Genomic DNA, 23,153 nt, shown 5'->3' with positions numbered 1-23,153 from the left:
CTGCCATGAAGCTCGTGCTGCTGTGGACCGATCTCGCGCTGTGGCTGATGGCGGCCGTGGTCGTGGCCTATGCGCTGCGGGTGCGGAGCCAGGCGCATCTGCGGGCGACCTGGCAGCGCGTGCTGCGAGACCCCGTCGCGGCGAGCGCGGGCGTCGTGATGGCGATCTTCCTGCTCGTCACCCTCGTGGACAGCGTCCATCTGCGCCGCGCCTTGCCGGCAACGGACGGCAGCATGGTCTACGACACCCGCACGCTGTCGGCGCTGGACCTGCTGCTGGAGCGCCAGATCACCATGCGCGAGGTCAGCTATTCGGTGCCGCTGGCCACGCATGGTTTCAACAAGGAAAGCGTCCTCGATGCGCAAGGCGTGACCCGCCGCGACTACCCGCGCCTGCAGTTCGGCGGTGCCCATCTGGGCGATCCCGCCGCGCAGTGGGCCAGCGATGTCGCGGCGCATGCAGGGGCAGGGCTGGCCGTTGGCCTGATGCTCGCTTTGGCCGCGGTGGCCCTGGGCGCCGCGAGCCTCGCCCGCCATCACGGCGGCTGGCGTCACGCGCTGGCCGACCTGGCCGCCGACCGGACCTTCTACCCGCTGCGGGCCATGCTGTTGACGCTGACCGTCGTGCTGCTGCTGGCCGGCCCCGTCATCGCGTTGATGCCGCACTATCACGTCTTCGGCACCGACCGCACCGGCAACGATGTCCTGATGCAGGCCCTGAAGAGCGTGCGCACGGCCTTCGTCATCGGCGCCTTGTCCACGCTGGCCACGCTGCCGCTGGCCCTGCTGCTCGGTGTGCTGGCCGGCTACTACAAGGGCTGGGTCGACGAGCTCATCCAGTACCTCTACACGATGCTGAGCTCGGTGCCCAATGTGCTGCTGATCGCGGCCTGCGTGCTGATGGTGCAGGTCTTCTTCGACAAGAACCCCGAGCTGTTCGAGACGGCTGCCGAGCGCTCGGACCTGAAGATGCTGATGCTCTGCCTCATCCTCGGGCTGACGGGCTGGGCCGGCCTGTGCCGCCTGGTGCGCGCCGAGACGCTGAAGCTCAGGGAGCTGGACTATGTGCAGGCCGCGACGGCCTTCGGCGTCAGCGACCTGCGCATCATGGCCCGCCACATCGTGCCCAATGTGATGCACCTGGTGCTCATCACCGTCGTGCTGAGCTTCTCCGAGCTGGTGCTGTACGAAGCCGTGCTGACCTATGTCGGCGTCGGCGTCGACCCGGTCATGAACAGCTTCGGCAGCATGATCAACCTGGCCCGCGCCGAGATGTCGCGCGACCCGGTCGTCTGGTGGAGCTTTGCGGCGGCCTTCGGCTTCATGGTGGGCCTGGTGCTGGCGGCCAACCTCTTCGCCGACGGCGTGCGTGACGCCTTCGATCCGCGGGCCCGCTCGGCGCGGCCGCGCGTCTTCCTGCGCAGGAAGGCGGCCGCTGATGCTTGAGATCGTCGATCTGCAGGTCGAGCTGGACGCCGACGCCGGCCTGGTGCGGGCCATCGACGGCATGCGCCTGGCGATGACGCGCGGCGAAACCTTTGCACTCGTCGGCGAGAGCGGTTGCGGCAAGAGCATGACGGCGCTGGCCCTGATGCGCCTGCTGCCCGAGAACGGCCGCATCGCCGGCGGCAGCATCCGCCTGGAGGGGCAGGATCTGCTGGCCCTGCCCGAGAGCCGCATGCGTCAGGTGCGCGGCGGCCGGGTCTCGATGATCTTCCAGGAGCCTTCGACCAGCCTGAACCCCGTCATGCGCGTGGGCGACCAGATCGTCGAAGCCATCGAAGCCCACACCTCGCTGCGCGGCGCGGCGGCGCGCACCAAGGCCATCGACTGGCTGGCCCGCGTCGGCATCCCCGAGCCGCAGCGCCGCATCGACGACTATCCCTTCCGACTGTCCGGGGGCCAGAAGCAGCGCGTGATGATTGCCATCGCGCTGGCGGCCGAGCCCGACTTTCTGGTGGCCGACGAGCCGACGACGGCCCTGGACGTGACCATCCAGGCGCAGATCCTCGACCTGATCCGCGACCTGCAGCGCGAGCGCCAGCTCGGCGTGCTGCTGATCACCCACGACCTGGCGGTCGTCAGTGGCATGGCCCACCGCGTGGCGCTGATGTATGCCGGCCAGATCATCGAGGTGGCGCCGGCGGACGAGTTTTTCGCCGCACCCAAACATCCCTATGCCCGGCTGCTGCTGCAGGCCCTGCCCGACGCGGACCGGCGCGGCGAGCCGCTGGCGGCCATCGCCGGCACGGTGCCGCCGCTGTGGCTGGCGTTCACCGGCTGCCGCTTCGCGCCACGCTGCGACCGCGTCATGGGCCATTGCGCGACCACGCCGCCCGCGCTGACGGAGCAGGGCCCACGCCACCAGGTGCGCTGCCTGCTCTACAGCCAGCCGGGTGAAGCCCTGCCGCGCGAGGTCGCGCTTGCGAAGGCGCTGCCAGCGGCGCCGGCAGGGCAGGGCGCACCTCTGCTGGACGTGCGCGGCCTGCGCGTGCGCTTCGCGCTGAAGGCCCCCCTGTTCCATCGCGGCCCGCGCCATTTCGACGCCGTCGACGGCATCAGCCTGCAACTGAATGCCGGCCGCACCCTGGCCCTGGTGGGTGAATCGGGCTGCGGCAAGACGACCTCGGGCAAGGCCATTGCTCAACTGCTGCGCCGCCAGGCGAGCATCGGTGGCCAAGCACTCTTTGAAGGCCAGGACCTGTTCCAGTTGAGCGGCTCGGCCCTGCTGCAGGCGCGGCGCCACATCCAGGTCATCTTCCAGGACCCGTTTGCGTCGCTGAACCCGCGCATGCGCGTGGCCGACCTGCTGGAAGAGGGCTTGATCGCGCTGCGTCCCGACCTCGACGCCAGCGCCCGCCGCGAGCGCCTGCACACCCTGGTCGACCAGGTCGGTCTGCGCCGTGATGCGCTGCAGCGCTGGCCCCATGAGTTTTCCGGCGGCCAGCGCCAGCGCATCGCCATTGCCCGTGCGCTGGCGGTCGAGCCCAAGCTGATCGTCTGCGACGAGCCGACCTCCGCCCTGGACGTGTCGGTGCAGGCCCAGATCCTGAACCTGCTGCGCGAGCTGCAGCGCGAGCAGGGACTGGCCTATCTCTTCATCACCCACAACATCGGCGTCGTCGAGTACCTCGCCGACGACATCGCGGTGATGCAGGCCGGGCGGATCGTCGAACAGGGAAGCTGTCAGACAGTTACCTGTCAGCCTCGCGAAGGCTACACGAAAGATCTGCTCAAAGCGGTGCCGCGACTCGCCATTTATCACTGCTGAGGCTTGTCGCGCTCCGACAACGCCTAAGGGAATTCACTCTAGAGCGAATTCTCACTAAAAACCAATTGAATCAACAACTTGGCTTGCACCAAGGTGGCGCCTAGGAGTACTCCGGAGGAGGGGCTTCTATGACGAAAGACACACTCCCCGCACCCTCAACCTGAGACGAAAGCTCAGTCAAGGACGGCCCCATCCGGGCCTCGGGGATTGCGTACCTATTCGGTCCGCCCGTTCAACTACAAGGAGTTAGCAATGTTCAAGAGGAAGGCTGTCAGCGCTGCCGCGCTGCTCGCACTGGGCGCCACTGCGCCGGGGATGGTGTTGGCACAGGAAAGCCAGCAACTGGAGCGCGTGGAAGTCACCGGCTCGTCGATCAAGCGCATTTCCGGCGAATCGGCCCTGCCCATTCAGACCATCACGGCAGCGGACATTGCCAAGACCGGCTACACCACGGTTACCGACCTGATCCAGAACCTGCCCGCCATGCAGGGCTTCACCACAAACTCGCAGTCCGTGAACGGCGGCGGTGGCGGTGCGGCGACGGCTTCGCTGCACGCCCTGGGCTCTTCCTACACCCTGGTGCTGCTGAACGGCCGCCGCCTGGCCCCCTACACCACGGGCTCGACGGTCAACCTGAACAGCATCCCTCTGGCCGCCATCGAGCGCGTCGAAGTGCTGAGCGACGGTGCATCGGCCCTGTACGGCTCCGACGCCATTGCCGGCGTGGTGAACTTCATCACCAAGAAGGACTCGACCACCGGTCTGCTGAACGTCGACGTCTACGTGCCCCAGAAGAAGGGCGGCGGCAGCAAGTCCGCTTCCATCAGCAAGGGCTTTGGCGACCTGGATCGCGACAAGTTCAATGTGCTGATCGCCGCCAGCTGGGACAAGCAGGACAAGCTCGACGCCAGCCAGCGCAGCTTCTCCAAGACCGGCATCCTGACTTTCCAGGACAACGGCGCAGATCAGGAAGTCGACCTGATCAGCTCCAACTCGGTGCCCGGCAACATTCCGTCGGTCACGCTGTCGGCCAGCGTGATTCCGGATGGCAAAGGCGGTTTCACCAACAAGCTGAACAACTTCAACCCCTATCTGCTGAAGACCGGCGCCTGCCCGGAAGGCCAGATCAAGGGTGGCAACCGCTGCTTCTTTGACTACTCCGCCACCGTTGAAAGCATCCCGGCGTCGGAGCGCACCAGCGTCTACGGCAGCGGCCGCCTGGTGCTGTCCGACAAGGTGTCGCTGTTCTCCGAGCTGTCGCTGTCGCGATTCTTCAACGATCCCCGCTACGCAGCTCCCGCCCAGCCCGGCCTGCCGCTGAGCGCCGCCCTGCTGGCCAAGAGCGTGGACCCCTATCTGTCCAAGCTGGGTGTGCCCGCCGGCGTGACGGCCATCTCCGGCACCATGAACCTGCGTGTCTTCGACGCGGGTGGCCGCATGGACCGCTACAAGACCGACACCGCCCACTTCGTGGCTGGCGCCGATGTGACTCTGGGTGGCTGGGACCTGAGCGGCTACTACACCCACTCGCAGAACAAGTTCTCCGACGAGACCCGCGGCGGCTACACGACGTTGAGCGGCTTCAACGCCCTGATCGCCAGCGGCAAGTGGGACCCCCTGATGGACACGGCCGGCACCAAGGCTGACGTGCTCGCGCCCATCGTGCTGCGCCAGGTCATCGACCAGAGCAAGTCCTCGCTGGACGTGCTGTCGGTGCGTGGCTCGACCAACTTCGGCCAGTTGGCCGGCGGCCCCATTGGCCTGGGCCTGGGTGCTGACCTGACCAAGCAGAAGTATTCGGACGATCCGAGCGCCATCCTGATGGGCAACAACAAGCTGCAGCCCACCTACTCCGACGCCATCGTCGGCGGCGGTGGCGGTACGCTGCCCTTCGATTCGACCCGCAATTCCTACGGCCTGTTCTCGGAACTGGTGCTGCCGGTCATGAAGACGCTGGAGCTCTCGGGTTCGGCACGCTATGACTCGTACGACGCCGTCAAGAACGACAAGAACTTCGACTCCAACGGCACGCCGATCTCGGCCGCCACGCAGGGCACGAAGAACTCGTCGGGCACCTACAAGCTGAGCTTCAAGTTCACGCCCATGAAGGAGCTGCTGCTGCGCGGCTCTGTCGGCACGGGCTTCAAGGCACCCACGCTGGCCAATGTCACGTCGCCGCTGGCCGCCTTCGGCAACACCGGCTTCCATGCCTGCCCCCCGGGCCTGGCTGCTGCGCTCGCCGCGCTCTGCACGCCGACGGCCTCCGAGTACAACATCCAGGCCGGCGGCAACCCGTCGTCCGGTGCTGCTGCTCTGAAGCCGGAGAAGTCCAAGCAATGGACCCTGGGTTTCCGCTACGAACCCAATGCGTCGCTGTCCCTGGGTGCCGACCTGTGGAACGTCAAGCTGAAGGACCAGATCAACACGATCACGGAGAACACGGCCTTCAGCAACGGCGCCGTCTACGCCAACCTCTTCAAGAGCGCGCCGGACCCCATCACGGGCACCCCGACGCTGACCTTCCTGAGCGTGCCGGTGAACACGGGCAAGGCGAACTACCAGGGTATCGACATCGACACGCAGGGCCGCGTCCAGACGCCGCTGGGTCGCCTGACCTCCTCGCTGCGCGCGACCTACATGATGAAGGCCGACTACCAGTCGCCTGGCATCCCGGGCTATCTGACCAGCATGAGCAAGATCGGTGCTGACGGCCAGGTCACCTTCCGCTACCTGATCAACTGGAGCGCCACGCTCGATACCGGCGCCTTCTCGCACACCGTGCAGCTGAACTACAAGCCGGGCTACACGGACGACTGGATCGACTACTGCCGCAACCCCGTCGACGAAAACGGCAAGATCGACCCTGTCAACGGGTCCTGCACGGAGGCCTCGGGCAGCCGCCAGGTCAAGAGCTACACCCTGGTCGACTGGCAGACGAAGTACAACTTCAACAAGGACCTGTCGTTCACCTTCGGTATCAAGAACCTGTTCGACAAGAACCCGCCGTTCTCGATCATCGACCAGAGTGGTACCGGTAACGCGCGCGGCTTCGACGGTCGCTACACCGACCCGATCGGCCGCCAGTTCTACCTCGTCGGAAACTACAAGTTCTGATCGTCGGCTCAGCTGACGTCTGACAAGGCCCGCGCCCCTGGCGTGGGCCTTTTTCGTTGGCTTGGACTCGGGCCTCGAGATGCGTGAAACCGTAAGAAATTCGACGTCCGGAAAGCCTGAAACTGCTCGGGTTAGCCCCAGGAAAACGGGGGGTGACGCAGGGCTAAGATGTCCAGGTGGCCGGATTCGGCCGATGCGCCGTTTCGGCTGCGCATGGTTCGTGGCGATGAAACGCATGCCCGACGGCTTTTTGGCCACCGGGCGTTTTTTTTGCTTGAACCCGTGCAAGGGGACTTTACAAAACGTTGGACTGCGTGTTTTCGACGAGGCGGAATCAGCCTCGTCGCGGTCTAGAATCCCGCCCTTCGGGGGCTTGGCAATGGCTGGAGCGCAACTTCCGCCATTCGGGCGATCTCAATCCCCGGGTCGAAGTCATTGACTGTGATTTGTAGTTGCAAGAAGGAGCGCGCATGAATTTTGCGCAGGAGAAGCAGGGCGCGTCCCGGTTCACGGGCTTCGGCATCGTGGTCCTGATCCACGTCGTCGCCATCTACGCGCTGGCCAGTGGCCTGGCGCGCGATATCGTCAAGAAGGTCACCGGCCCGATCGACGTCAAGGTGATCGAAGAGAAGGTCAAGCCGCCGCCGCCGCCTGAGAAGGTGGTACCGCCCCCGCCGGATCTCAAGGCACCCCCTCCGCCTTTCGTGCCTCCGCCCGAGTTTCAGGTCACCGCACCTGCACCGCCGGCGCCGGCCATCGTTTCCACCCAGGTCCAGCCGCCCGCCGCTGACGTCCGTCCGGCGCCGCCCCCGGCGCCCGTGCCGCCGCCTCCGGTGGCGCGTACCGGCCCCGTCAAGGCAGCCATGGTCTGCACCAAGATGGGCAAGCCTGAAATGCCGTCGGTCAACTGGAGCGGCGAAGCCCTCTACAAGGCCATTGCCACCGTCAAGGCGGGTCGCGTGACCTCCGTCGAGATCACTTCGCTGAAGGGCGGTGTGGATCGCAAGGCTCAACGTGCCTTGATCCAAGCCATCGAAGCCACTCTGCGTGACACCTACGAATGCCCGGGCGATCACCAGTTCGAGCAGGAGTTCCAGTTCAAGATCGAATAAGAGAACCCGCTTCGAACCCGGCGCCAGACCGGCGCAATTCAGAACCGCATCAAACCAGAATTTTTCCTAGGAGTTGACTCCATGATTTCTCGCATCACCGGCTTCCTGGCCGCCATCGCCATGGCCGCGACCCTGGCTGTTTCGCCCGCCCACGCGCAAGACCAGAAGCCGGCCGACGCCGCCTCGGCTGCCACGGTTGACGCCGCCGCCGCTCCGGCCCCCGCCGCTTCGAAGCCCGCTGAGAACCCCTACAGCCTGACCAACATCCTGGCCCACGGCAACATCGTTGACCAGGCCGTGCTGGTGCTGCTGGGCATCATGTCCATGGGCTCGTGGTACATCCTGGTCGTCCGCCTGTGGGACACCAGCAAGCTGTCGTCCGAAGCCAAGGAAGTCCGCGCCACCTTCTTCAAGAAGGCCAGCCTGGCTGACGGCGTCCGCAGCCTGAAGGAAGAAAGCGCCTTCCGCTACATCGCCACCGCCGCCATCGAAGCCTCTGAGCACCATGAAGGCGCCCTGACCGAGAACATCGACCACAGCAGCTGGGTGACGATGAACGTCGACCGCGCCGTTGCCGACGTGAACAGCAAGATCTCCGCCGGCCTGGGCTTCCTGGCTACCGTCGGTTCGACCGCTCCCTTCATCGGCCTGTTCGGTACGGTGTGGGGCATTCTGAACGCGCTGACCGCCATCGGTCTGGCCGGCCAGGCTTCCATCGACAAGGTGGCAGGCCCCGTGGGCGCCGCCCTGATCATGACCGCCATCGGCCTGTTCGTCGCCGTGCCGGCCGTGCTGGGCTACAACTGGCTGGTCAACCGCAACAAGACCGTCATGAGCCAAGTCCGTTCCTTCGCCGGTGACCTGCACGGCGTGCTGATGGGCAACCGCGCTGTCGCCAAGCGCTAATCCCTGAGCTGAAGCTCATTCAGGAGCCAATGCCATGGGCATGAACGTCGGATCCTCCTCCGGCGATGAAGATGTGGTCTCGTCCATCAACACCACGCCCCTCGTGGACGTGATGTTGGTGCTCTTGATCATCTTCCTCATCACCGTGCCGGTGGTGACGCAATCGATCGCGGTGAACCTGCCAAAGGAAACCAACATCGTCCGCGTCACGAAACCGGAAAACATCGAAATCTCGGTCGCCAAGGACGGCGAAGTCTATTGGGGTACCAAGCAGGTTCCTGACATGGAGGAGCTCGTGAAGCGCCTCGGCAAGGAATCGGTCAAGAACCCGCAGCCCGAGGTGCACATCCGCGGCGACGACAAGTCCCGCTACGAGTCGGTCGGTCGCGTGATCTATGCCTGCCAGCGCGCTGGCATCATGAAGATCAACTTCGTCACCGAGCCGCCCGCTCGCGGTGGTTGATCCCAGGAGTCGAATATGGGAATGAATGTTGGAAGTTCGTCGGGCAGCGGTGACCCCGAAGTCATGATGGACGTCAATACGACGCCGCTGATCGACGTGATGCTGGTGCTGCTGGTGATGCTCATCATCACCATCCCGATCCAGCTGCACACGGTCAACCTGGACATGCCGCCGCCGAGCCAGAACCAGCCGGAGAAGGACCCGGTCGTGCACGAAGTCATGATCGACTTCGACGGCACGGTCTACTGGGACGCCGAGGCGCTGGCGAACATCGACGCGGTCAACGCCAAGATGCAGGAAGTCGGCGCCATGCCGCTGGGCGACCAGCCGGAACTTCACATCAAGCCGAACAAGCTGGTGGACTACGGTGTCGTTGCAGCGGTGATGGCTTCGGCCCAGCGCAACAACGTCAAGAAGATGGGCATGGTCGGTAACGAGCAATACGTCAAGTGACGTCCTCGGGACCGCTGACCACGATACTGTGATGCGCGCTGCCCGAAAGGGCGGCGCGTTTTTGCTTTGCAGGAGAGCAAATTGAATACTCTGAAAACCATGGTGGCTGTCGCCGTTGGCGCCCTGGCCCTGTCCCTGAACGGTGCACCCGGCGCCGAGTTCGGTTTCAGCCAGGCGGCTGCCCAGGACACCGTGCGCAAGGAGGTCGGCACACCGCTGACCGAGGCCTCCAAGCTCTACAAGGCTGGCAAGTTCAAGGAAGCGCTGGCCAAGCTGCGCGACGCCGAAGCCGTCGGTGGCCGCACCGCGTCCGAGAACAACGCCATCGAAGGCATCCGCTTCTCTGCCGCCATGGGCGCCGGCGATACCGACACGATGGCGCGTTCCTTCGATGTGTTGAAGGGCTCCGGCAAGCTGGGACAGGCGCAGCAACTGCAGTACATGGAAGCCATCGCCGGCACCTACCTGCGTGGCGGCAATGCGGCCAAGGCGCTGGAATGGTCCAACAAGTACTTTGCGGCGGGTGGCAGCAGCCCGACGATGAAGCAGGTGCAGCAGCAAGCCCAGTTCAAGTCGGGCGATGTGTCGGGTTTCCTGAAGGACACCTTGGCTGAGGTCCAGGCCGACGAGAAGGCGGGCCGCGCTCCGGCGAAGGACAAGCTCACCAACCTGCTCTGGGCGGCGCAGAAGAAGGGTGACTCGAACGCCGAGGCCATCGCGACCGAGAAGCTGCTGAATTACTACCCGGATCCCAAGCTGTGGGCCCAGATCCTGGGCGGACTGCCGGAGAAGAAGAGCTTCGACACCAACCGCTATCAGCTGGACCTGTACCGCCTGCGCCTGGCCACCGGCAACATGTCGCGTGGCGCTGAGGACTACATGGAAATGGCCCAGATGGCCGCCCAGGCCGGCTATCCGGAAGAGGGCAAGCAGGTCGTCGACAAGGGTCTGGCCGCCGGCGTGCTGGGCCAGGGTGCCGAAGGCGCCCGCCACAAGCGCCTGGCCGACCTGATGGTCAAGAAGATCGGTGAAGCCAAGGCTGCCGCCGCCACCAACGAGAAGGCCGCGGCCGACGCCAAGGACGGCAACGCCTTCGTGACGCTGGGCCTGGCCAATGCCTTCGGCGGCGACGCCAAGAAGGGTGTCGACCAGATCCAGCAGGGCATCGAGAAGGGCAATCTGAAGCGCCCCGAAGACGCCAAGCTCTATCTGGGTCTGGCCTATCAGCTGGGTGGCGACCATGCCAAGGCCCAAGCGGCGTGGAAGACGGTCAAGGGCAACGAAGGCGCAGCCGACCTGGCCCGCCTCTGGATGATCCAGTCGCGTTCCGCCAAGCGCTGATCGTCTGACTGCCAAACAAAAAGGGCCTGGTGCGAACCAGGCCCTTTTTCATTCCGTCGTCTGCTCTGCCTTGCTTTTGCGGGCCGAGCGCCGGGCCGCTCCCTAGCCGGCCCGCGCTGGCGATGTGCCTGCCGGTCGATCCGGCAAGCATCGCCGTCCCCTCGGGGGACCGACCAGACGGACCCGCGTTCAGCGTGGTCTGCTGGGCGAGGGGCGCCTATTTCGGTGCCATGCGGATGGCGCCGTCCAGGCGGATCACCTCGCCGTTCAGCATGTCATTGGTGACGATCTGATGCACCAGCTTGGCGTAGTCCTCGGGCTTGCCCAGGCGACTGGGGAAGGGCACGCTGGCGGCCAGCGCGTCCTGCACTTCCTGGGGCATGCCGAACAGCATCGGCGTGCCGAAGATGCCGGGGGCGATGGTCATGTTGCGGATGCCGTTGCGTGCCAGGTCGCGAGCGATGGGCAGGGTCATGCCGACGACGCCGCCCTTGGAGGCCGCATAGGCCGCCTGGCCGATCTGGCCGTCATAGGCGGCCACCGAGGCCGTCGAGATCATCACGCCGCGCTCACCGGTGGCTTCTGGCTCGTTCTTGCTCATCGCTTCGGCAGCCAGGCGGATCATGTTGAACGTGCCGATCAGGTTGACCGTGACGGTCTTGCTGAAGGAGGCTAGCGGATGGGCGCCGTCCTTGCCGACCGTCTTGATGGCGGGGGCGATGCCGGCGCAGTTGACCAGGCCCATCAGCTTGCCCAGGCCCGTGGCCGCGGCGACGGCGGCCTGGCCATCGGCCTCCTGGCTGACGTCGCACTTGACGAAGACGCCGCCGATCTCGGCTGCGACCTGCTGGCCGCGCTCGATCTGCAGATCGGCAATGACGACCTTGGCGCCGTTGGCTGCCAGCATGCGGGCCGTGCCTTCGCCGAGGCCCGAGGCGCCGCCGGTGACGATGAACACCTTGCCTGCGATTTCCATGATGAGGATCTCCTGGGTATGGGGAACGATGAACAAGTCTCTCGTGGCCTGCGCATCCCGGGTCCGGGCGCATCGCTGCGTTGCAAATGCTCGCCATGGCACCGCCATGGCTGTGCTTTGCGCCTTGCGCTGCATCCCGCACCCGGGCGCGCAGACTCACGGAGACTCGCTCATCGTTCCCGGTTGACGTAAACGTCAATTGTGGCCGACAAAAAAGCCGCAGGCCCTGGGGCGTGCGGCTCTTTGTGGGAGAGGGTGATCAGGCCAGTGCAGCCAGCGCCTTCTTCATGATCTCGTCGACCGAGCCCACGCCTTCGATGCGGCGGTACTTGGGCGCGTTGGCGTCGCCGGTGGCGGCCCATTGCGAGTAGTAGTCGACCAGCGGGCGCGTCTGCGCGGAGTAGACATCCAGGCGCTTCTTGACGGTCTCTTCCTTGTCGTCCTCGCGCTGGATCAGTTCCTCGCCGGTCTCGTCGTCCTTGCCAGCGGTCTTGGGCGGGTTGAACTTGACGTGATAGGTGCGGCCCGAGGCCACATGCACGCGGCGGCCGCTCATGCGCTCGATGATGGCGTCAAAGGGCACGTCGATCTCGAGCACATAGTCCAGCTTGACGCCGGCGGCCTTCATGGCGTCGGCCTGGGGGATGGTGCGCGGGAAGCCGTCGAACAGGAAACCCTTGGCGCAGTCGTCCTGGGCAATGCGCTCCTTGACGAGGCCGATGATGATGTCGTCGCTGACCAGGGCGCCCGAATCCATGACGGCCTTGGCGGCCAGGCCCATCTGGGTGCCGGCCTTGATGGCGGCGCGCAGCATGTCGCCGGTGGAGATCTGCGGAATGCCGAATTGCTTGCAGATGAAGGCAGCTTGGGTGCCTTTGCCGGCGCCAGGGGCGCCCAGAAGGATCAGTCGCATGGGTCTCCTCGTCTCGTCAGGACTGTCAAAAAGTCCTGCATGGGTCAGCGGTCAGTATCGCATGTGGCCTTTCGAGGGCCTGACATGACAGACCCGCGTCAACCCTCGATGAGACGCCTGACGCGTTCCAGATCCTCGGGCGTGTCGACACCCGGACCGGGCTTTTCTGCACTGACATGCACGGCGATGCGCTCGCCATGCCAGAGCACGCGCAACTGCTCCAGCGACTCGATCTGCTCCAGTGGGCTGACCGCCAGCGTGGGGAAGCGACGCAGGAAGCCGGCGCGGTAGGCGTACATGCCGACATGGCGCAGCGCGCCCTTGGGCTGGCCGCCGCCATCACGCCACCAGGCGATGGGCGCGCGGGAGAAATACAGGGCCCGGCTGGCCTGATCCATGACCAGCTTGACGACATTGGTGTTCGCGAACTCGGAAGGGTCGGTCAGTTCGTGCGCGACGGTGGCCATCACGCAGTCGGTCTGGGCGGCGAGCGTGGCCGCGCAGGCATCGATCATGGCCGGGGCGATCAGCGGCTCGTCGCCCTGCACGTTGACGACGACGGCGTTGTCGGCCAGGCCGAGCTGCTCGACGGCTTCGGCCAGGCGGTCGCTGCCGGATGGGTGGTCGGCGCGCGTCATCAGCGCCCGCACGCCATGGGCCGCGCAGGCGGCGGCCACTTCGGGCGCATCGGTGGCGACGACGATCTGGCCAGCGCCCGATTGCGCGGCACGCTGGGCCACCCGCACGATCATCGGCAGGCCGGCGATATCGGCCAGCGGCTTGTTGGGCAGGCGGGTCGATGCCAGCCGCGCCGGGATGATGACGGTAAAGCTCACGGTGCGAGAGGAACCGGCGCGCTGGTGGTGTCCGGATCCCAGGGCTTGGCCTCGCTCTCCAGCATCAGCGGGATGCCGTCGCGGATGGGGAAGGCCAGGCGGTCGGCGCGGCAACCCAGCGCCGGCAGTTCGCCTTCGCGCAGCAGTGTCAGCGGCCCCTTGCACAGCGGGCAGACCAGCATTTCGATGAGGCGTTGATCCATCAGGCGGGAGCGAAGAGTTTTTGCAGTTGGGTGTCCAGTGCAGCCTCGAAGCCGGCACCGGGCGAGAAGTCTAGCGCCACCACCCAGACGGGCAGGGGGCCGACACGCTCGGGCGCCAGCTTCACGGCGTCCTTCTCGGTCAGCACGATGGCGGCCGTGTCGGCCGGCCAGGGAAGGGTGGCGAAGTCCGCATGGTCGGGCAGGGCCAGCGTGTCGAAGGCCAGGCCCAGGCCGGAGAGCATGTCAAAGAAGCGCTGCGGCCGCGCAATGCCGGCGACGGCCAGCAGGCCAGGCTGATCGCGCAGGGCCAGCAAGGTGTTCATTTGCGCCGGCCCGCCGGCCCACCAGTCCGCCAGTGACACGGCACCGGCCAGGCCGCGCTCGGCGACAAAGCCGGGCAGGGCGGTGCTGGGGCGGGGAGCGTTGTAGACGACAAGCTGGTCGGTCTTCCGCGGTGCAGGCGGCTGGCGCAGAGGACCGGCGGGCAGCAGGCGGCCATTGCCCAGGCCGCGCTCGTCGAAGACCAGCAGGCTCAAGTCGCGCGGCAGCCGCCAGTGCTGCAGGCCGTCATCGCTGACCAGCAGCTGCAGGCCGGGCTCGGCGGCCAGCAACGCACGCGCCGCGGCGACGCGGTCACGGCCCACAGCGACAGGCGCGCCGCTGCGCAGATGGATGAGCAGGGGTTCATCGCCCACCTCGCGCGCCGTCGACACGCGGGTGACCAGGCGCACGCCATCGCCTTCGCGCCCATAGCCGCGCGACACCACGCCGGCACGCAGGCCGCGCGCGCGCAGCAGCGCCAGCAGGGCCAGCGTCGTCGGCGTCTTGCCGGCGCCGCCGACGATCCAGTTGCCGACGACGATGACGGGTACGGGCAGCGTCTGGACACGCTTCAGCCCGACGCGGTAGATGAGATGGCGCAGGCCCAGCAGCCCGCGGTAGAGCCAGCTCAGCGGCAGCAGCGCGACGGACAGCGCACCGCCCGTCAGCCACTCCTGCTGCAGCCGGTCAGCGAGCGTCGGTCTGCGCGGCGAAGGTGACACGCGTCAGGCCGACGCGGCGCGCGGCGTCCATCACGTTGACGACGGCCTGGTGGGGCGTGGCGGCGTCCGCCGAGATGATCAGCGAGGCCTCGCTGTTGCCGCCCGAGGCCTGGCGCAGCGCGGCGATCAGGATGTCCACCGAGCGGCCCTCGACCGGCTGGCGGTTGACGACAAAGCGGCCGTCGGCGGCGATGCCGACGATGACCTCCTGCGGCCTGTCCTTGAGCTTGTCCGCGTCGGCCGAGGGCAGGGTGATCTGCAGCTCGGTGAACTTGGAATACGTCGTCGACAGCATCAGGAAGATCAGGATCACCAACAGCACGTCGATGAAGGGGATCAGGTTGATCTCCGGCGGCTCGCGGTGCGGGGAGCGGAAACGCATGGCGTGATCCTCTCGTCAGCTCAAGCGGTGTAGCGGCGCAGCTGGCCCAGCAGGCGGTCGGCTGCGGCTTCCAGCTCGAGCACGTACTCCTCGATCTTGCCGCGGAAGTAGCGGTAGAACATCAGCGAGGGGATGGCGATCATCAGGCCGAAGGCTGTGTTGTAGAGGGCGATGGAGATGCCGTGCGCCAGCTGGGCGGGGTTGCCGCCGCCGGGCGTCTGGCTGCCGAAGATCTCGATCATGCCGACCACCGTGCCCATCAGGCCCAGCAAGGGCGCTGCCGTGGCGATGGTGCCCAGGGTGTTCATATAGCGCTCGAGCTGGTGCACGGCACGGCGGCCGGCGAACTCGAACACCAGGCGCAGCTTGCCTTCGGGCATCTGCGGCTCGGCCGTCACGGCGCGCAGGCCGGCGGCCAGCACTTCGCCGAGCAGGGAGTTCTCAGCCAGGCGGTCGACCATGTCGGGTGCGGGCAGTTGCTGGGCGCTGACGTTCATGACGTCTTCCAGCAGCCGCGGGGGCAGGATGCGGCTGGCACGCAGGCTGGACAGCCTCTCGATGATCAGGGCCAGGGCCACCACGGAGCACAGGAGCAGAGGCCAGATCGGCCAACCGGCGGCTTGTATGATCGAAAACAAGGTCGTCCCCGTCGATGAAAAGGCCAGCAGGCCGTCTACAAAAACGGCCGCAGGCGGCCGGAAGAGTGCGCGGGATTATGGCCCCAGCCTCGCTGGCCCCAGCCTGTCCTGCAAGCCACGAAAGCGTTCTCACAATCCACCGTTGCTGTGGATAACTTTGTGGGCAAGCTTGCCCGGTCGGCCCGCAGAGGCCGTCAAATCAAGGCCTTGGACAAATTGCCTCCAATTTGAGCAGTGGAAATCGAATTGAAAAACAAGGCCTTATGTGCTCATGACAGCTTGGTGACGAGCGAAATGAGGCGCAACTGCCCGCCAGCCCAGCATTGGCGCGGCTGTGGACTTCCCGGCCCGCGCCGGCATTGGGTTTGCGCGTGATTGAGCCTCGCGAAGCCGCTTCAAATCGTCGTGTCTGGGGCGTGGCCGGCCTGCTGGAGGCGGTGAGCCAGAGCCTGGCCGAGCGTTTCTCCGTCGTCGTGGTCGGCGGCGAGATCGCCGGCTTCACGCGGGCGGCCAGCGGCCACTGCTATTTCGGCCTGAAGGACGCCGACGGCCAGGCCGCCAGCCTGCGCTGCGCGATGTTCCGCCGCGCCGCCGCCCTGCTGGACTTTGCGCCGGGCGAGGGCGTGCTGGTCGAGGTGCGCGGCCGCGTCGCCGTCTACGAGCCGCGCGGCGAGCTGCAATTCGTCGTCGAGGCCATGCGCCGCGCCGGTGCCGGCACGCTCTACGAGCAGTTCCTGAAGCTGCGCGCCCGACTGGCGGCCGAAGGCCTGTTCGATGAAGAGGCCAAACGTGCGCTGCCGACGCATCCCCGCCGCATCGGCGTCATCACGTCGACGGCCGGTGCGGCCCTGCACGATGTGTTGACGGCCCTGGCACGGCGGGCGCCCCAGGTCGAGGTCGTCGTCTACCCCAGCCCGGTGCAGGGCGCCGAGGCGCCGCCGGCCCTGGTGCGCGCCCTGCAGACGGCCAACGCACGGGCCGAGGTCGATGTGCTGCTGTTGGTCCGCGGCGGCGGCTCGCTGGAAGACCTGTGGGCCTTCAACGACGAGCGTGTCGTGCGCGCCGTGGCTACCTCGGCCCTGCCCATCGTCTGCGGCGTCGGCCACGAGACCGATGTGACCCTGTGCGACCTGGCTGCCGATTTGCGCGCCCCCACGCCCACGGCCGCCGCCGAGCTGGCCGCGCCGTCACGGGCCACCCTGCTGCAGCGCCTGGAAAGCCTGGAGCGCAGCCTGACGCTGCGCACCGACCACCGCCTGCAATCCCTGGCCCAGCGTCTGGACCGCCTGGCCCTGCGCCTGGCCCGTCCCAGCGACGCGCTGGCGCGCCAGCGCCGCCTGCTGGATCTGCTGGCCCAGCGAGCGGTTGCGGCACCCCGGCGCCGCGTGGAGCTGCAAGGGCAGCGCCTGACCCATCTGGAGCAGCGCCACGAGCGCGCCCACCGCGACATCCTGGCTCGCCAGCACACGCGGCTGGACGCCCTGCAGGCCCGGCTGCTGGCCCTGGACCCCCAGCATGTGCTGGCCCGCGGCTATGCCTGGCTGGACGATGGCAAAGGCGGCGCCATCACTTCGGTGCAGGCCCTTCAGCCCGGCCAGGAAGTGCGAGCCGTGCTGGCCGACGGCAGCGCCGACCTGCAAACCCTGCGGGTACGTCCCTTGCCGCCTCCCTCGTCGCTGTAGGGCCTGATTTCGCTCCCTACAATCTTTCGGTTTCCCTTCCCCCCCAACACTTGAGGTTCACACCATGGAACACACGCTGCCCCCGCTGCCTTACCCCATCGACTCGCTGGCTCCGCACTACAGCAAGGAGACGCTGGAGTTCCACCACGGCAAGCATCACAACGCCTATGTCGTGAACCTCAACAACCTGCAGAAGGGCACCGAGTTCGAGTCGATGACGCTCGAGGAGATCATCAAGAAGAGCTCCGGCGGCATCTACAACAACTCGGCCCAGATCTGGAACCACACCTTCTTCTGGAACTGCATGAAGCCGCAAGGCGGTGGCGAGCCCAGCGGCGCGCTGGCTGAGGCCATCAACGCCAAGTGGGGCAGCTACGCCGCCTTCAAGGAAGCCTTCGTCAAGAGCGCCGTCGGCAACTTCGGTTCGGGCTGGACCTGGCTGGTCAAGAAGGCTGACGGCACGGTCGACATCGTCAACACCGGCGCCGCCGGCACGCCGCTGACCACCGCCGACAAGGCCCTGCTGACCGTCGACGTGTGGGAACACGCCTACTACATCGACTACCGCAACCTGCGCCCGAAGTTCGTCGAGACCTTCCTGTCGAACCTGGTCAACTGGCAGTTCGCCGAAGCCAACTTCGCCTGATCGCGAAGCGCTCGACAAAAGGCCGGCACTTGCCGGCCTTTTGCATTGGCGAGCTCAGCTGAGGTCTCGGTTTTTCGGGCCGAGCGCTGGGCCGCTCCCGAGCCGGCCCGGTGGGCGATGTGCTCGCGGTTCGATGCCGCGAGCATCGACGTCCCCACGGGGGACCGACTGGGCACGCCCGCGTTCAGCGTGGCGAGACCGGGCGAGGGGCTTCACTACTGCGAGACTTGAATGACGTGCCGCACCAGCGGATAGACCTGGTGCTGCCAACGCCGTCCGCTGAACACGCCGTAGTGGCCCACATTGGGCTGGATGTAGTGGGTGCGCATATAGGCCTTGAGGCTGCTCGCGAGATCCTGGGCTGCCAGCGTCTGCCCCACCGAGCAGATGTCGTCGCGCTCGCCCTCGACGGTCAGCAGCGCCGTGCGACGGATGGCCGCCGGGTTCACGCGGCGGCCCTTGAACATCATCTCGCCCCGCGGCAGGTCATAGGTCTGGAAGACGCGCTCGACCGTCTCCAGATAGAACTCGGCCGCCAGGTCGGCCACGGCCAGGTATTCCTCGTAGAACATGCGCGTCACCTCGGCCTTGTCGAACTCGTCGGCGACCAGGTGCTTGTAATAGTCCTTGAAGGCATTGCTGTGCCTGTCCTTGTTCATGCTCATGAAGGCCGACAGCTGCACAAAGCCCGGGTAGACGCGCCGCCCCGCGCCGGCGTGCTGCCAGGGCACATGGCTGATGAGGTTCTTTCGAAACCACTCGATCGGCTTGCTGGTGGCCAGATCGTTGACAGCCGTGGGGCTGACCCGGCAGTCGATGGGGCCGGCCATCAGCGTCAGGCTGGCGGGCGTGGCGGGGTCATCGTCCTCGGCCATCACTGAAACGGCCGCGAGCGCGCTGACGCAGGGCTGGCAGACGGCCACCACGTGGGCCTGCGGACCGATGGCAGCGAGAAAGTCGATCAGGTGCCCGGTGTACTCGTCCAGACCGAAGCGGCCGGCCGTCAACGGCACATCGCGCACGTTGTGCCAGTCGGTGACATAGACATCGTGGTCCTGCAGCAGGGTGCGCACCGTCTCGCGCAGCAGGGTGGCGAAATGGCCCGACATCGGCGCCACCACCATGACCTTGGGTTGTGCCGGTGCGCCTTCCTTGCGAAAGCGCAGCAGGGTGCCGAAGGGCGTGGTCAGCGTGGCCTCTTCGGTGACGGCCCAGCGCTCGTCGCCGCTGACGATCTCGCCGATGCGCCAGGGCGGGCGGGTGTGGGTGATCTGGGCCAGTTCGAAGACCTTGCCGGCGGCCGACATCTGGCGGGCCGGCAGCCAGCCGGTGTCGGCGATGGCCGACTGCTGCAGAAACGATGTCGACATGCGCGTGGCCGCGCGCAGCGGCCACATCAGATCGCTGTGGGCCTGGTAGGCGGGGTACATGGCTGCTCCTGCAAGGCCGGGATGCCATGGACAACGCAAGGAGCGCGCCAGCATGGCATGGGGCTTGCGACGAGATGGCTGAACTGAACGCCAAGGAGACGCTCATGCCTGTTGCCACGCCGACCAAGCCCGCAGCCCGCAAGGCCGTCAAATCCAGGTCCGCGGTGGCCGCCGCCACGCTGACGCTGAGCAGCAAGAACTATTCGTCCTGGTCGCTGCGCGGCTGGCTGCTGACGCGCTTTGCCGGATTGGCCTTCGAGGAGATCATGGTCTCGCCCGACGACGAGGATGCGCGCAAGGAGCTGCTGCTGCTGGCCCCGTCCATCCGCGTGCCCTGCCTGCGCCACGACGGCGTCACGGTCTGGAACAACATGGCCATCGCCGAGTACTTGAACGAGAGCTTTCCCAAGGCCGGGCTGTGGCCGGCCGAGCGCGTGGCCCGGTCCCATGCGCGTGCCATCTGCGGCGAGATGAACTCGGGATTTGCCAATCTGCGCGCCTCGCTGCCGATGAACCTCAAGGGTCATTTCCCGCGCCACAAGATCTGGGCCGGCGCCCGGCCCGACATCGAGCGCATCACCGAGATCTGGACCGACTGCCTGGCCCGCTACGGCGGCCCCTATCTTTTCGGCGCCAGGCGCGGCGCCGCCGACGCCTTCTTCGCGCCGGTCGTCACACGCTTCACGACCTATGACGTGCCGCTGAACCCTGCCTGCATGGCCTATTGCAAAACCATCAGCGCCATGCCCGAACTCAAGGAGTGGGCGGCCGCTGCGCAGCTGGAGCCCGACGAGATCGAGCAGCTCCACATGGATTTCTAAGACCAGGGCGTGGGGATGGGAACGTCGCAGGGCGCCGGCATGTCCACCGTCTTGAAGTCGGCCGGCGACACGATCTCCAGATACTCCATGTCCGGCGAGTAGTCGAACAGGTAGTGCACGATGCCGGGGCGCTGGTGCACGCAGTCGCCGGCTTCGACGAGGGTCACCTGGTCGCCGTACATGAACTTGGCCCAGCCCTTGGTCATCAGCACGATCTGGAACTGCGCCTCATGGCGGTGCCATCCCGTGCCCTTTTCAGGGGCCATGTTCGCCTTCACAAGGTGCGCAATGACCTTGCCACCGGTGGCTTCGGCCACGCCGAGGTCGCGGTAGAGGAAGAAATCTCTGAGCCCGTCGCTGCGCCAGGGCGTGTCCCCGGGCTTGACGTGGGAGAACCGCGTGGCGGACGCATCGTTGGCGGCGTCCACGGGTATCGACAGATCCGACATGACCAAGCCTCCTGAAAAACTGCAGGCATAGGGCACACGCAATATGCGTTCCCGCCAAAGCTTGATCCAGGTCATGGCCGGGGCCGGGCCCGCCACCTAGATTGGCGGCGTGAGTACTCCACCTCCAGGCCTGGGTGCGGCCGCCGCCGCCGCCTGCCAACTCGCACCCTTCACGACCTGGCCCGATGGCCCGGACGGCACGGCCCTGTCGCAATTCCAGGTGTCGGGCATGCATTGCGCGGCCTGCGCGGGGCTCGTCGAGGCGGCGCTGCTGAAACTGCCTGGCGTGCGCAGCGCCAACGTCAACCCGGCCTCGGCGCGCCTCGCGCTGCAGTGGCTGCCGTCGCAGCTCGCACTGGCCGATGTGATGGCGGCCCTGCGGGCGGCGGGTTACGGCGCCACGCCCGACGTCGCCGCGCCGGCGCGTGAGCTGCGCCGTCAGGAGAAGCGGCGGGCGTTGTGGCGCCTCTTCGTCGCGGGCTTTCTGATGATGCAGGTCATGATGCTGGCGACGCCGGCCTATGTCGCCGGCTCGGGCGAGCTTGCGCCCGACCTGGACCGCCTGCTGCGCTGGGGCAGTTGGGTGCTGACCCTGCCGGTGCTGGTGTTCGCGGCCGGGCCTTTCTTCAGCGGCGCGTGGCGGCAGTTGCGGGCCGGCCGCCTGGGCATGGATGTGCCGGTGGCGCTGGGCATTGCCGTCACCTTTGTCGCCAGCACCGGGGCATTGTTCGATCCCGGCGGTCCCTTCGGCCACGAGGTCTATTTCGATTCGCTGACCATGTTCATCGCGCTGCTGCTGCTGGCGCGCTGGTTCGAGCTGGGCGCTCGCCATCGTGCGGCGGAGGCGCTGGAAGCGGTGTCAGGCGCGCTGCCGACGGCGGCCGAGCGCTTGAACGAGGATGGCACGAGCGAACGCGTGCCACCCGAGGCTCTGCGTGTGGGTGACCGCCTGCGCGTCGCAGCCGGCGAGGCCTTTGCGGCGGACGGCCGTGTGCTGTCGGGCCAGGGGTTTGTGAACGAGGCGCTGCTGACGGGAGAGTCCGCGCCGGTCGCCAAGGCGCTGGGCGATGCCGTCGTGGCCGGCAGCATCAATCTGGACGGCTCACTGATCATCAGCGTGCAGCGCATCGGTGCCGACACCACGGCTCAGGGCATCGTGCGGCTGATGCAGCAGGCGCAGAGCCAGCGGCCGCTGGCGAACGGCCTGGTCGAGCGCGTTGCAACAGGCTTTACGGCCGCGGTATTGCTGCTCGCGCTCGCGGCGGGCCTGGCCTGGTGGTGGGTGGAACCGTCGCGCGCGATCCCCATCGCTGTCGCCGTGCTTATCGTGACCTGTCCCTGTGCGCTGACGCTGGCTGCACCAGCCGCGTGGCTCACGGCCAGCGGCGCGCTGGCGCGACGTGGGTTGCTGCTGGCGGACCTGTCGGCGCTGGAGCGCCTGTGCGCTGTGGACACCGTCGTCTTCGACAAGACCGGCACGCTGAGCGAGGACCGGCTGCAACTGCGCCGTCACTGGGCCCGAGGTGCAGATGCCGATGCGCTGCTGGCCGTGGCGCGCAGCCTGGCCGCGCTGTCGCGTCACCCGCATGCGCAGGCGATAGCGGGCGATGCGGGCATCTGGGTCGAGGTGCACGAAGTGGCCGGGCGGGGCATCGAGGCGCGTGATGCGAGCGGCCAGCTGTGGCGCCTGGGCGCGCCGGCCTGGGTCAGCGAGCGGCCTGATTCCGCCGCGCAGCTCGCCTTTGGCTGCGGCGATTGCGTGCTGTGGCTGGATCTGGCTGAAGTGCCACGCCCTGATGCAGCCGAAGCGATCAAGGCCTTGCGGGCCCAGAGCAGGCGCGTGCGCCTGCTGTCCGGCGACCAGCCTGCTGCGGTCGCGCGCATGGCCCATCAGCTGGACATCGCCCATTGGCAGGCCGGCGCCACGCCCGAATCCAAGCTGGCCGCGCTGCGCGACTGGCAAGCACGGGGAGAGCGGGTGCTGATGGTGGGTGACGGCATCAACGACGCGCCGGTGCTGGCCGCCGCCGATGTACGCATCGCGATGGGGCAGGGCGCCATGCTGGCGCGCAGCGCGGCCGATGCGCTGCTGGTGTCCAACCGCCTGACGGCCATCCCCTGCGCATTGAAGCTGGCGCACCAGACGCGTCGCGTGCTGCGCCAGAACCTCGCCTGGGCGGCGCTCTACAACCTGGCCTGCGTACCGTTGGCGCTCACGGGTTGGCTGCCGCCGCTGGCCGCCGGCATCGGCATGGCCGCCAGTTCCCTCTTCGTCGTCCTCAACGCGCAACGCCTCAACCGCTGATGGACATCCTCTACCTCCTCATCCCGTTCTCCGTCGTCCTGGTGCTGCTCATCGTGGCCGTGTTCGGCTGGGCCGTGAACTCCGGACAACTCGACGGCTTTGAAAACGAGGCTGAACGCATCCTGCTTGACGAGGATCAAGGCGGCTGAAGCCCCGTCCACGAAGAATCG

General features: G+C 66.9%; 22 protein-coding genes. 13 read left to right on the top strand and 9 right to left on the bottom strand.

The genetic code is table 11. The annotated features are described in order from the left end of the window. Positions 1 to 5 precede the first annotated feature (5 nt). From ACS5PN_RS07110 to ACS5PN_RS07075, 8 genes are all read left to right on the top strand, one after another. Positions 6 to 1,445, top strand: coding sequence for an ABC transporter permease (locus ACS5PN_RS07110; protein ID WP_439463223.1), 1,440 nt, complete (start codon positions 6 to 8; stop codon positions 1,443 to 1,445). Further along, entirely contained in the window at positions 1,438 to 3,270 is a 1,833-nt protein-coding gene (locus ACS5PN_RS07105; RefSeq protein WP_439463222.1) for an ABC transporter ATP-binding protein, read from the top strand. The genes ACS5PN_RS07110 and ACS5PN_RS07105 overlap by 8 nt, the downstream gene beginning before the upstream one ends. 252 nt (positions 3,271 to 3,522) lie before the next feature. Continuing rightward, positions 3,523 to 6,384 (top strand): TonB-dependent receptor, encoded by a 2,862-nt coding sequence (locus ACS5PN_RS07100; protein ID WP_439463221.1) that lies wholly within the window; start codon positions 3,523 to 3,525, stop codon positions 6,382 to 6,384. Positions 6,385 to 6,854: 470 nt separating this feature from the next. Next, on the top strand, positions 6,855 to 7,496 hold the full coding sequence (locus tag ACS5PN_RS07095) for an ABC transporter substrate-binding protein (RefSeq protein WP_439463220.1): 642 nt from the start codon (positions 6,855 to 6,857) through the stop codon (positions 7,494 to 7,496). Between the two features lie 81 nt (positions 7,497 to 7,577). Then, positions 7,578 to 8,402 (top strand): MotA/TolQ/ExbB proton channel family protein, encoded by an 825-nt coding sequence (locus tag ACS5PN_RS07090; RefSeq protein ID WP_439463219.1) that lies wholly within the window; start codon positions 7,578 to 7,580, stop codon positions 8,400 to 8,402. Between the two features lie 34 nt (positions 8,403 to 8,436). Next, the gene (locus ACS5PN_RS07085; RefSeq protein WP_439463218.1) at positions 8,437 to 8,865 is read left to right on the top strand and encodes an ExbD/TolR family protein; all 429 of its coding nucleotides are present in this window, start codon (positions 8,437 to 8,439) and stop codon (positions 8,863 to 8,865) included. 15 nt (positions 8,866 to 8,880) lie between these two features. Beyond that, positions 8,881 to 9,318: an ExbD/TolR family protein gene (locus ACS5PN_RS07080; RefSeq protein WP_439463217.1), complete on the top strand. Its 438-nt coding sequence runs from the start codon at positions 8,881 to 8,883 to the stop codon at positions 9,316 to 9,318. Positions 9,319 to 9,399: 81 nt separating this feature from the next. After that, complete coding sequence (locus ACS5PN_RS07075; protein WP_439463216.1) at positions 9,400 to 10,659, top strand: hypothetical protein; 1,260 nt, start codon at positions 9,400 to 9,402, stop codon at positions 10,657 to 10,659. A 217-nt stretch (positions 10,660 to 10,876) separates the two neighbouring features. On the opposite strand, the gene ACS5PN_RS07070 is transcribed toward ACS5PN_RS07075, so the two are convergent. The 7 genes from ACS5PN_RS07070 to ACS5PN_RS07040 form a co-directional block, all read right to left on the bottom strand. Continuing rightward, positions 10,877 to 11,635, bottom strand: a complete 759-nt coding sequence (locus ACS5PN_RS07070) for a 3-hydroxyacyl-CoA dehydrogenase (RefSeq protein ID WP_439463706.1) — start codon at positions 11,633 to 11,635, stop codon at positions 10,877 to 10,879. Positions 11,636 to 11,894: 259 nt separating this feature from the next. Then, positions 11,895 to 12,548: an adenylate kinase gene (gene adk, locus ACS5PN_RS07065; protein ID WP_439463215.1), complete on the bottom strand. Its 654-nt coding sequence runs from the start codon at positions 12,546 to 12,548 to the stop codon at positions 11,895 to 11,897. Positions 12,549 to 12,646: 98 nt separating this feature from the next. Next, positions 12,647 to 13,384 (bottom strand): 3-deoxy-manno-octulosonate cytidylyltransferase, encoded by a 738-nt coding sequence (kdsB, locus tag ACS5PN_RS07060; protein WP_439463214.1) that lies wholly within the window; start codon positions 13,382 to 13,384, stop codon positions 12,647 to 12,649. Further along, positions 13,381 to 13,587 carry a Trm112 family protein gene (locus tag ACS5PN_RS07055; RefSeq protein WP_439463213.1) on the bottom strand — a complete coding sequence of 69 codons (207 nt, stop codon included), beginning with the start codon at positions 13,585 to 13,587 and terminating at the stop codon, positions 13,381 to 13,383. Before ACS5PN_RS07055 ends, kdsB begins: the two co-directional genes overlap by 4 nt. Further along, the gene (gene lpxK, locus ACS5PN_RS07050) at positions 13,587 to 14,630 is read right to left on the bottom strand and encodes a tetraacyldisaccharide 4'-kinase (protein WP_439463212.1); all 1,044 of its coding nucleotides are present in this window, start codon (positions 14,628 to 14,630) and stop codon (positions 13,587 to 13,589) included. The genes ACS5PN_RS07055 and lpxK overlap by 1 nt, the downstream gene beginning before the upstream one ends. Next, complete coding sequence (locus tag ACS5PN_RS07045) at positions 14,596 to 15,012, bottom strand: ExbD/TolR family protein (protein ID WP_439463211.1); 417 nt, start codon at positions 15,010 to 15,012, stop codon at positions 14,596 to 14,598. The genes lpxK and ACS5PN_RS07045 overlap by 35 nt, the downstream gene beginning before the upstream one ends. A gap of 20 nt (positions 15,013 to 15,032) precedes the next feature. After that, positions 15,033 to 15,650: a MotA/TolQ/ExbB proton channel family protein gene (locus ACS5PN_RS07040; protein WP_439463210.1), complete on the bottom strand. Its 618-nt coding sequence runs from the start codon at positions 15,648 to 15,650 to the stop codon at positions 15,033 to 15,035. 371 nt (positions 15,651 to 16,021) lie between these two features. Between ACS5PN_RS07040 and xseA the strand changes: the two genes are divergently transcribed. Then, positions 16,022 to 17,332, top strand: a complete 1,311-nt coding sequence (gene xseA, locus ACS5PN_RS07035) for an exodeoxyribonuclease VII large subunit (protein WP_439463209.1) — start codon at positions 16,022 to 16,024, stop codon at positions 17,330 to 17,332. Positions 17,333 to 17,396: 64 nt separating this feature from the next. Then, positions 17,397 to 17,978, top strand: coding sequence for a superoxide dismutase (locus tag ACS5PN_RS07030; protein WP_439463208.1), 582 nt, complete (start codon positions 17,397 to 17,399; stop codon positions 17,976 to 17,978). A 215-nt stretch (positions 17,979 to 18,193) separates the two neighbouring features. On the opposite strand, the gene ACS5PN_RS07025 is transcribed toward ACS5PN_RS07030, so the two are convergent. Then, a complete protein-coding gene (locus tag ACS5PN_RS07025) occupies positions 18,194 to 19,408 on the bottom strand; it encodes a polyhydroxyalkanoate depolymerase (protein ID WP_439463207.1) in 1,215 nt (404 codons plus the stop codon). Positions 19,409 to 19,572: 164 nt separating this feature from the next. Between ACS5PN_RS07025 and ACS5PN_RS07020 the strand changes: the two genes are divergently transcribed. Next, positions 19,573 to 20,229, top strand: coding sequence for a glutathione S-transferase family protein (locus tag ACS5PN_RS07020; protein WP_439463705.1), 657 nt, complete (start codon positions 19,573 to 19,575; stop codon positions 20,227 to 20,229). Here the strand turns inward: ACS5PN_RS07020 and ACS5PN_RS07015 are convergent. Beyond that, positions 20,226 to 20,678 (bottom strand): cupin domain-containing protein, encoded by a 453-nt coding sequence (locus tag ACS5PN_RS07015; RefSeq protein WP_439463206.1) that lies wholly within the window; start codon positions 20,676 to 20,678, stop codon positions 20,226 to 20,228. The two genes, ACS5PN_RS07020 and ACS5PN_RS07015, sit on opposite strands and share 4 nt — an antisense overlap. Before the next feature lie 109 nt (positions 20,679 to 20,787). Here ACS5PN_RS07015 and ACS5PN_RS07010 point away from each other — a divergent pair, with 109 nt between their 5' ends. Continuing rightward, the gene (locus tag ACS5PN_RS07010; protein WP_439463205.1) at positions 20,788 to 22,983 is read left to right on the top strand and encodes a heavy metal translocating P-type ATPase; all 2,196 of its coding nucleotides are present in this window, start codon (positions 20,788 to 20,790) and stop codon (positions 22,981 to 22,983) included. After that, entirely contained in the window at positions 22,983 to 23,132 is a 150-nt protein-coding gene (gene ccoS, locus ACS5PN_RS07005; protein WP_439463204.1) for a cbb3-type cytochrome oxidase assembly protein CcoS, read from the top strand. Before ACS5PN_RS07010 ends, ccoS begins: the two co-directional genes overlap by 1 nt. The last annotated feature ends 21 nt before the right edge of the window (positions 23,133 to 23,153 follow it).

The organism is Roseateles sp. NT4 (assembly GCF_051857475.1).
Taxonomy (GTDB): Bacteria; Pseudomonadota; Gammaproteobacteria; order Burkholderiales; family Burkholderiaceae_C; genus Pelomonas.
Note: the sequence above shows the minus strand (reverse complement) of the source record. Positions and strands in the feature narration are given on the sequence as shown.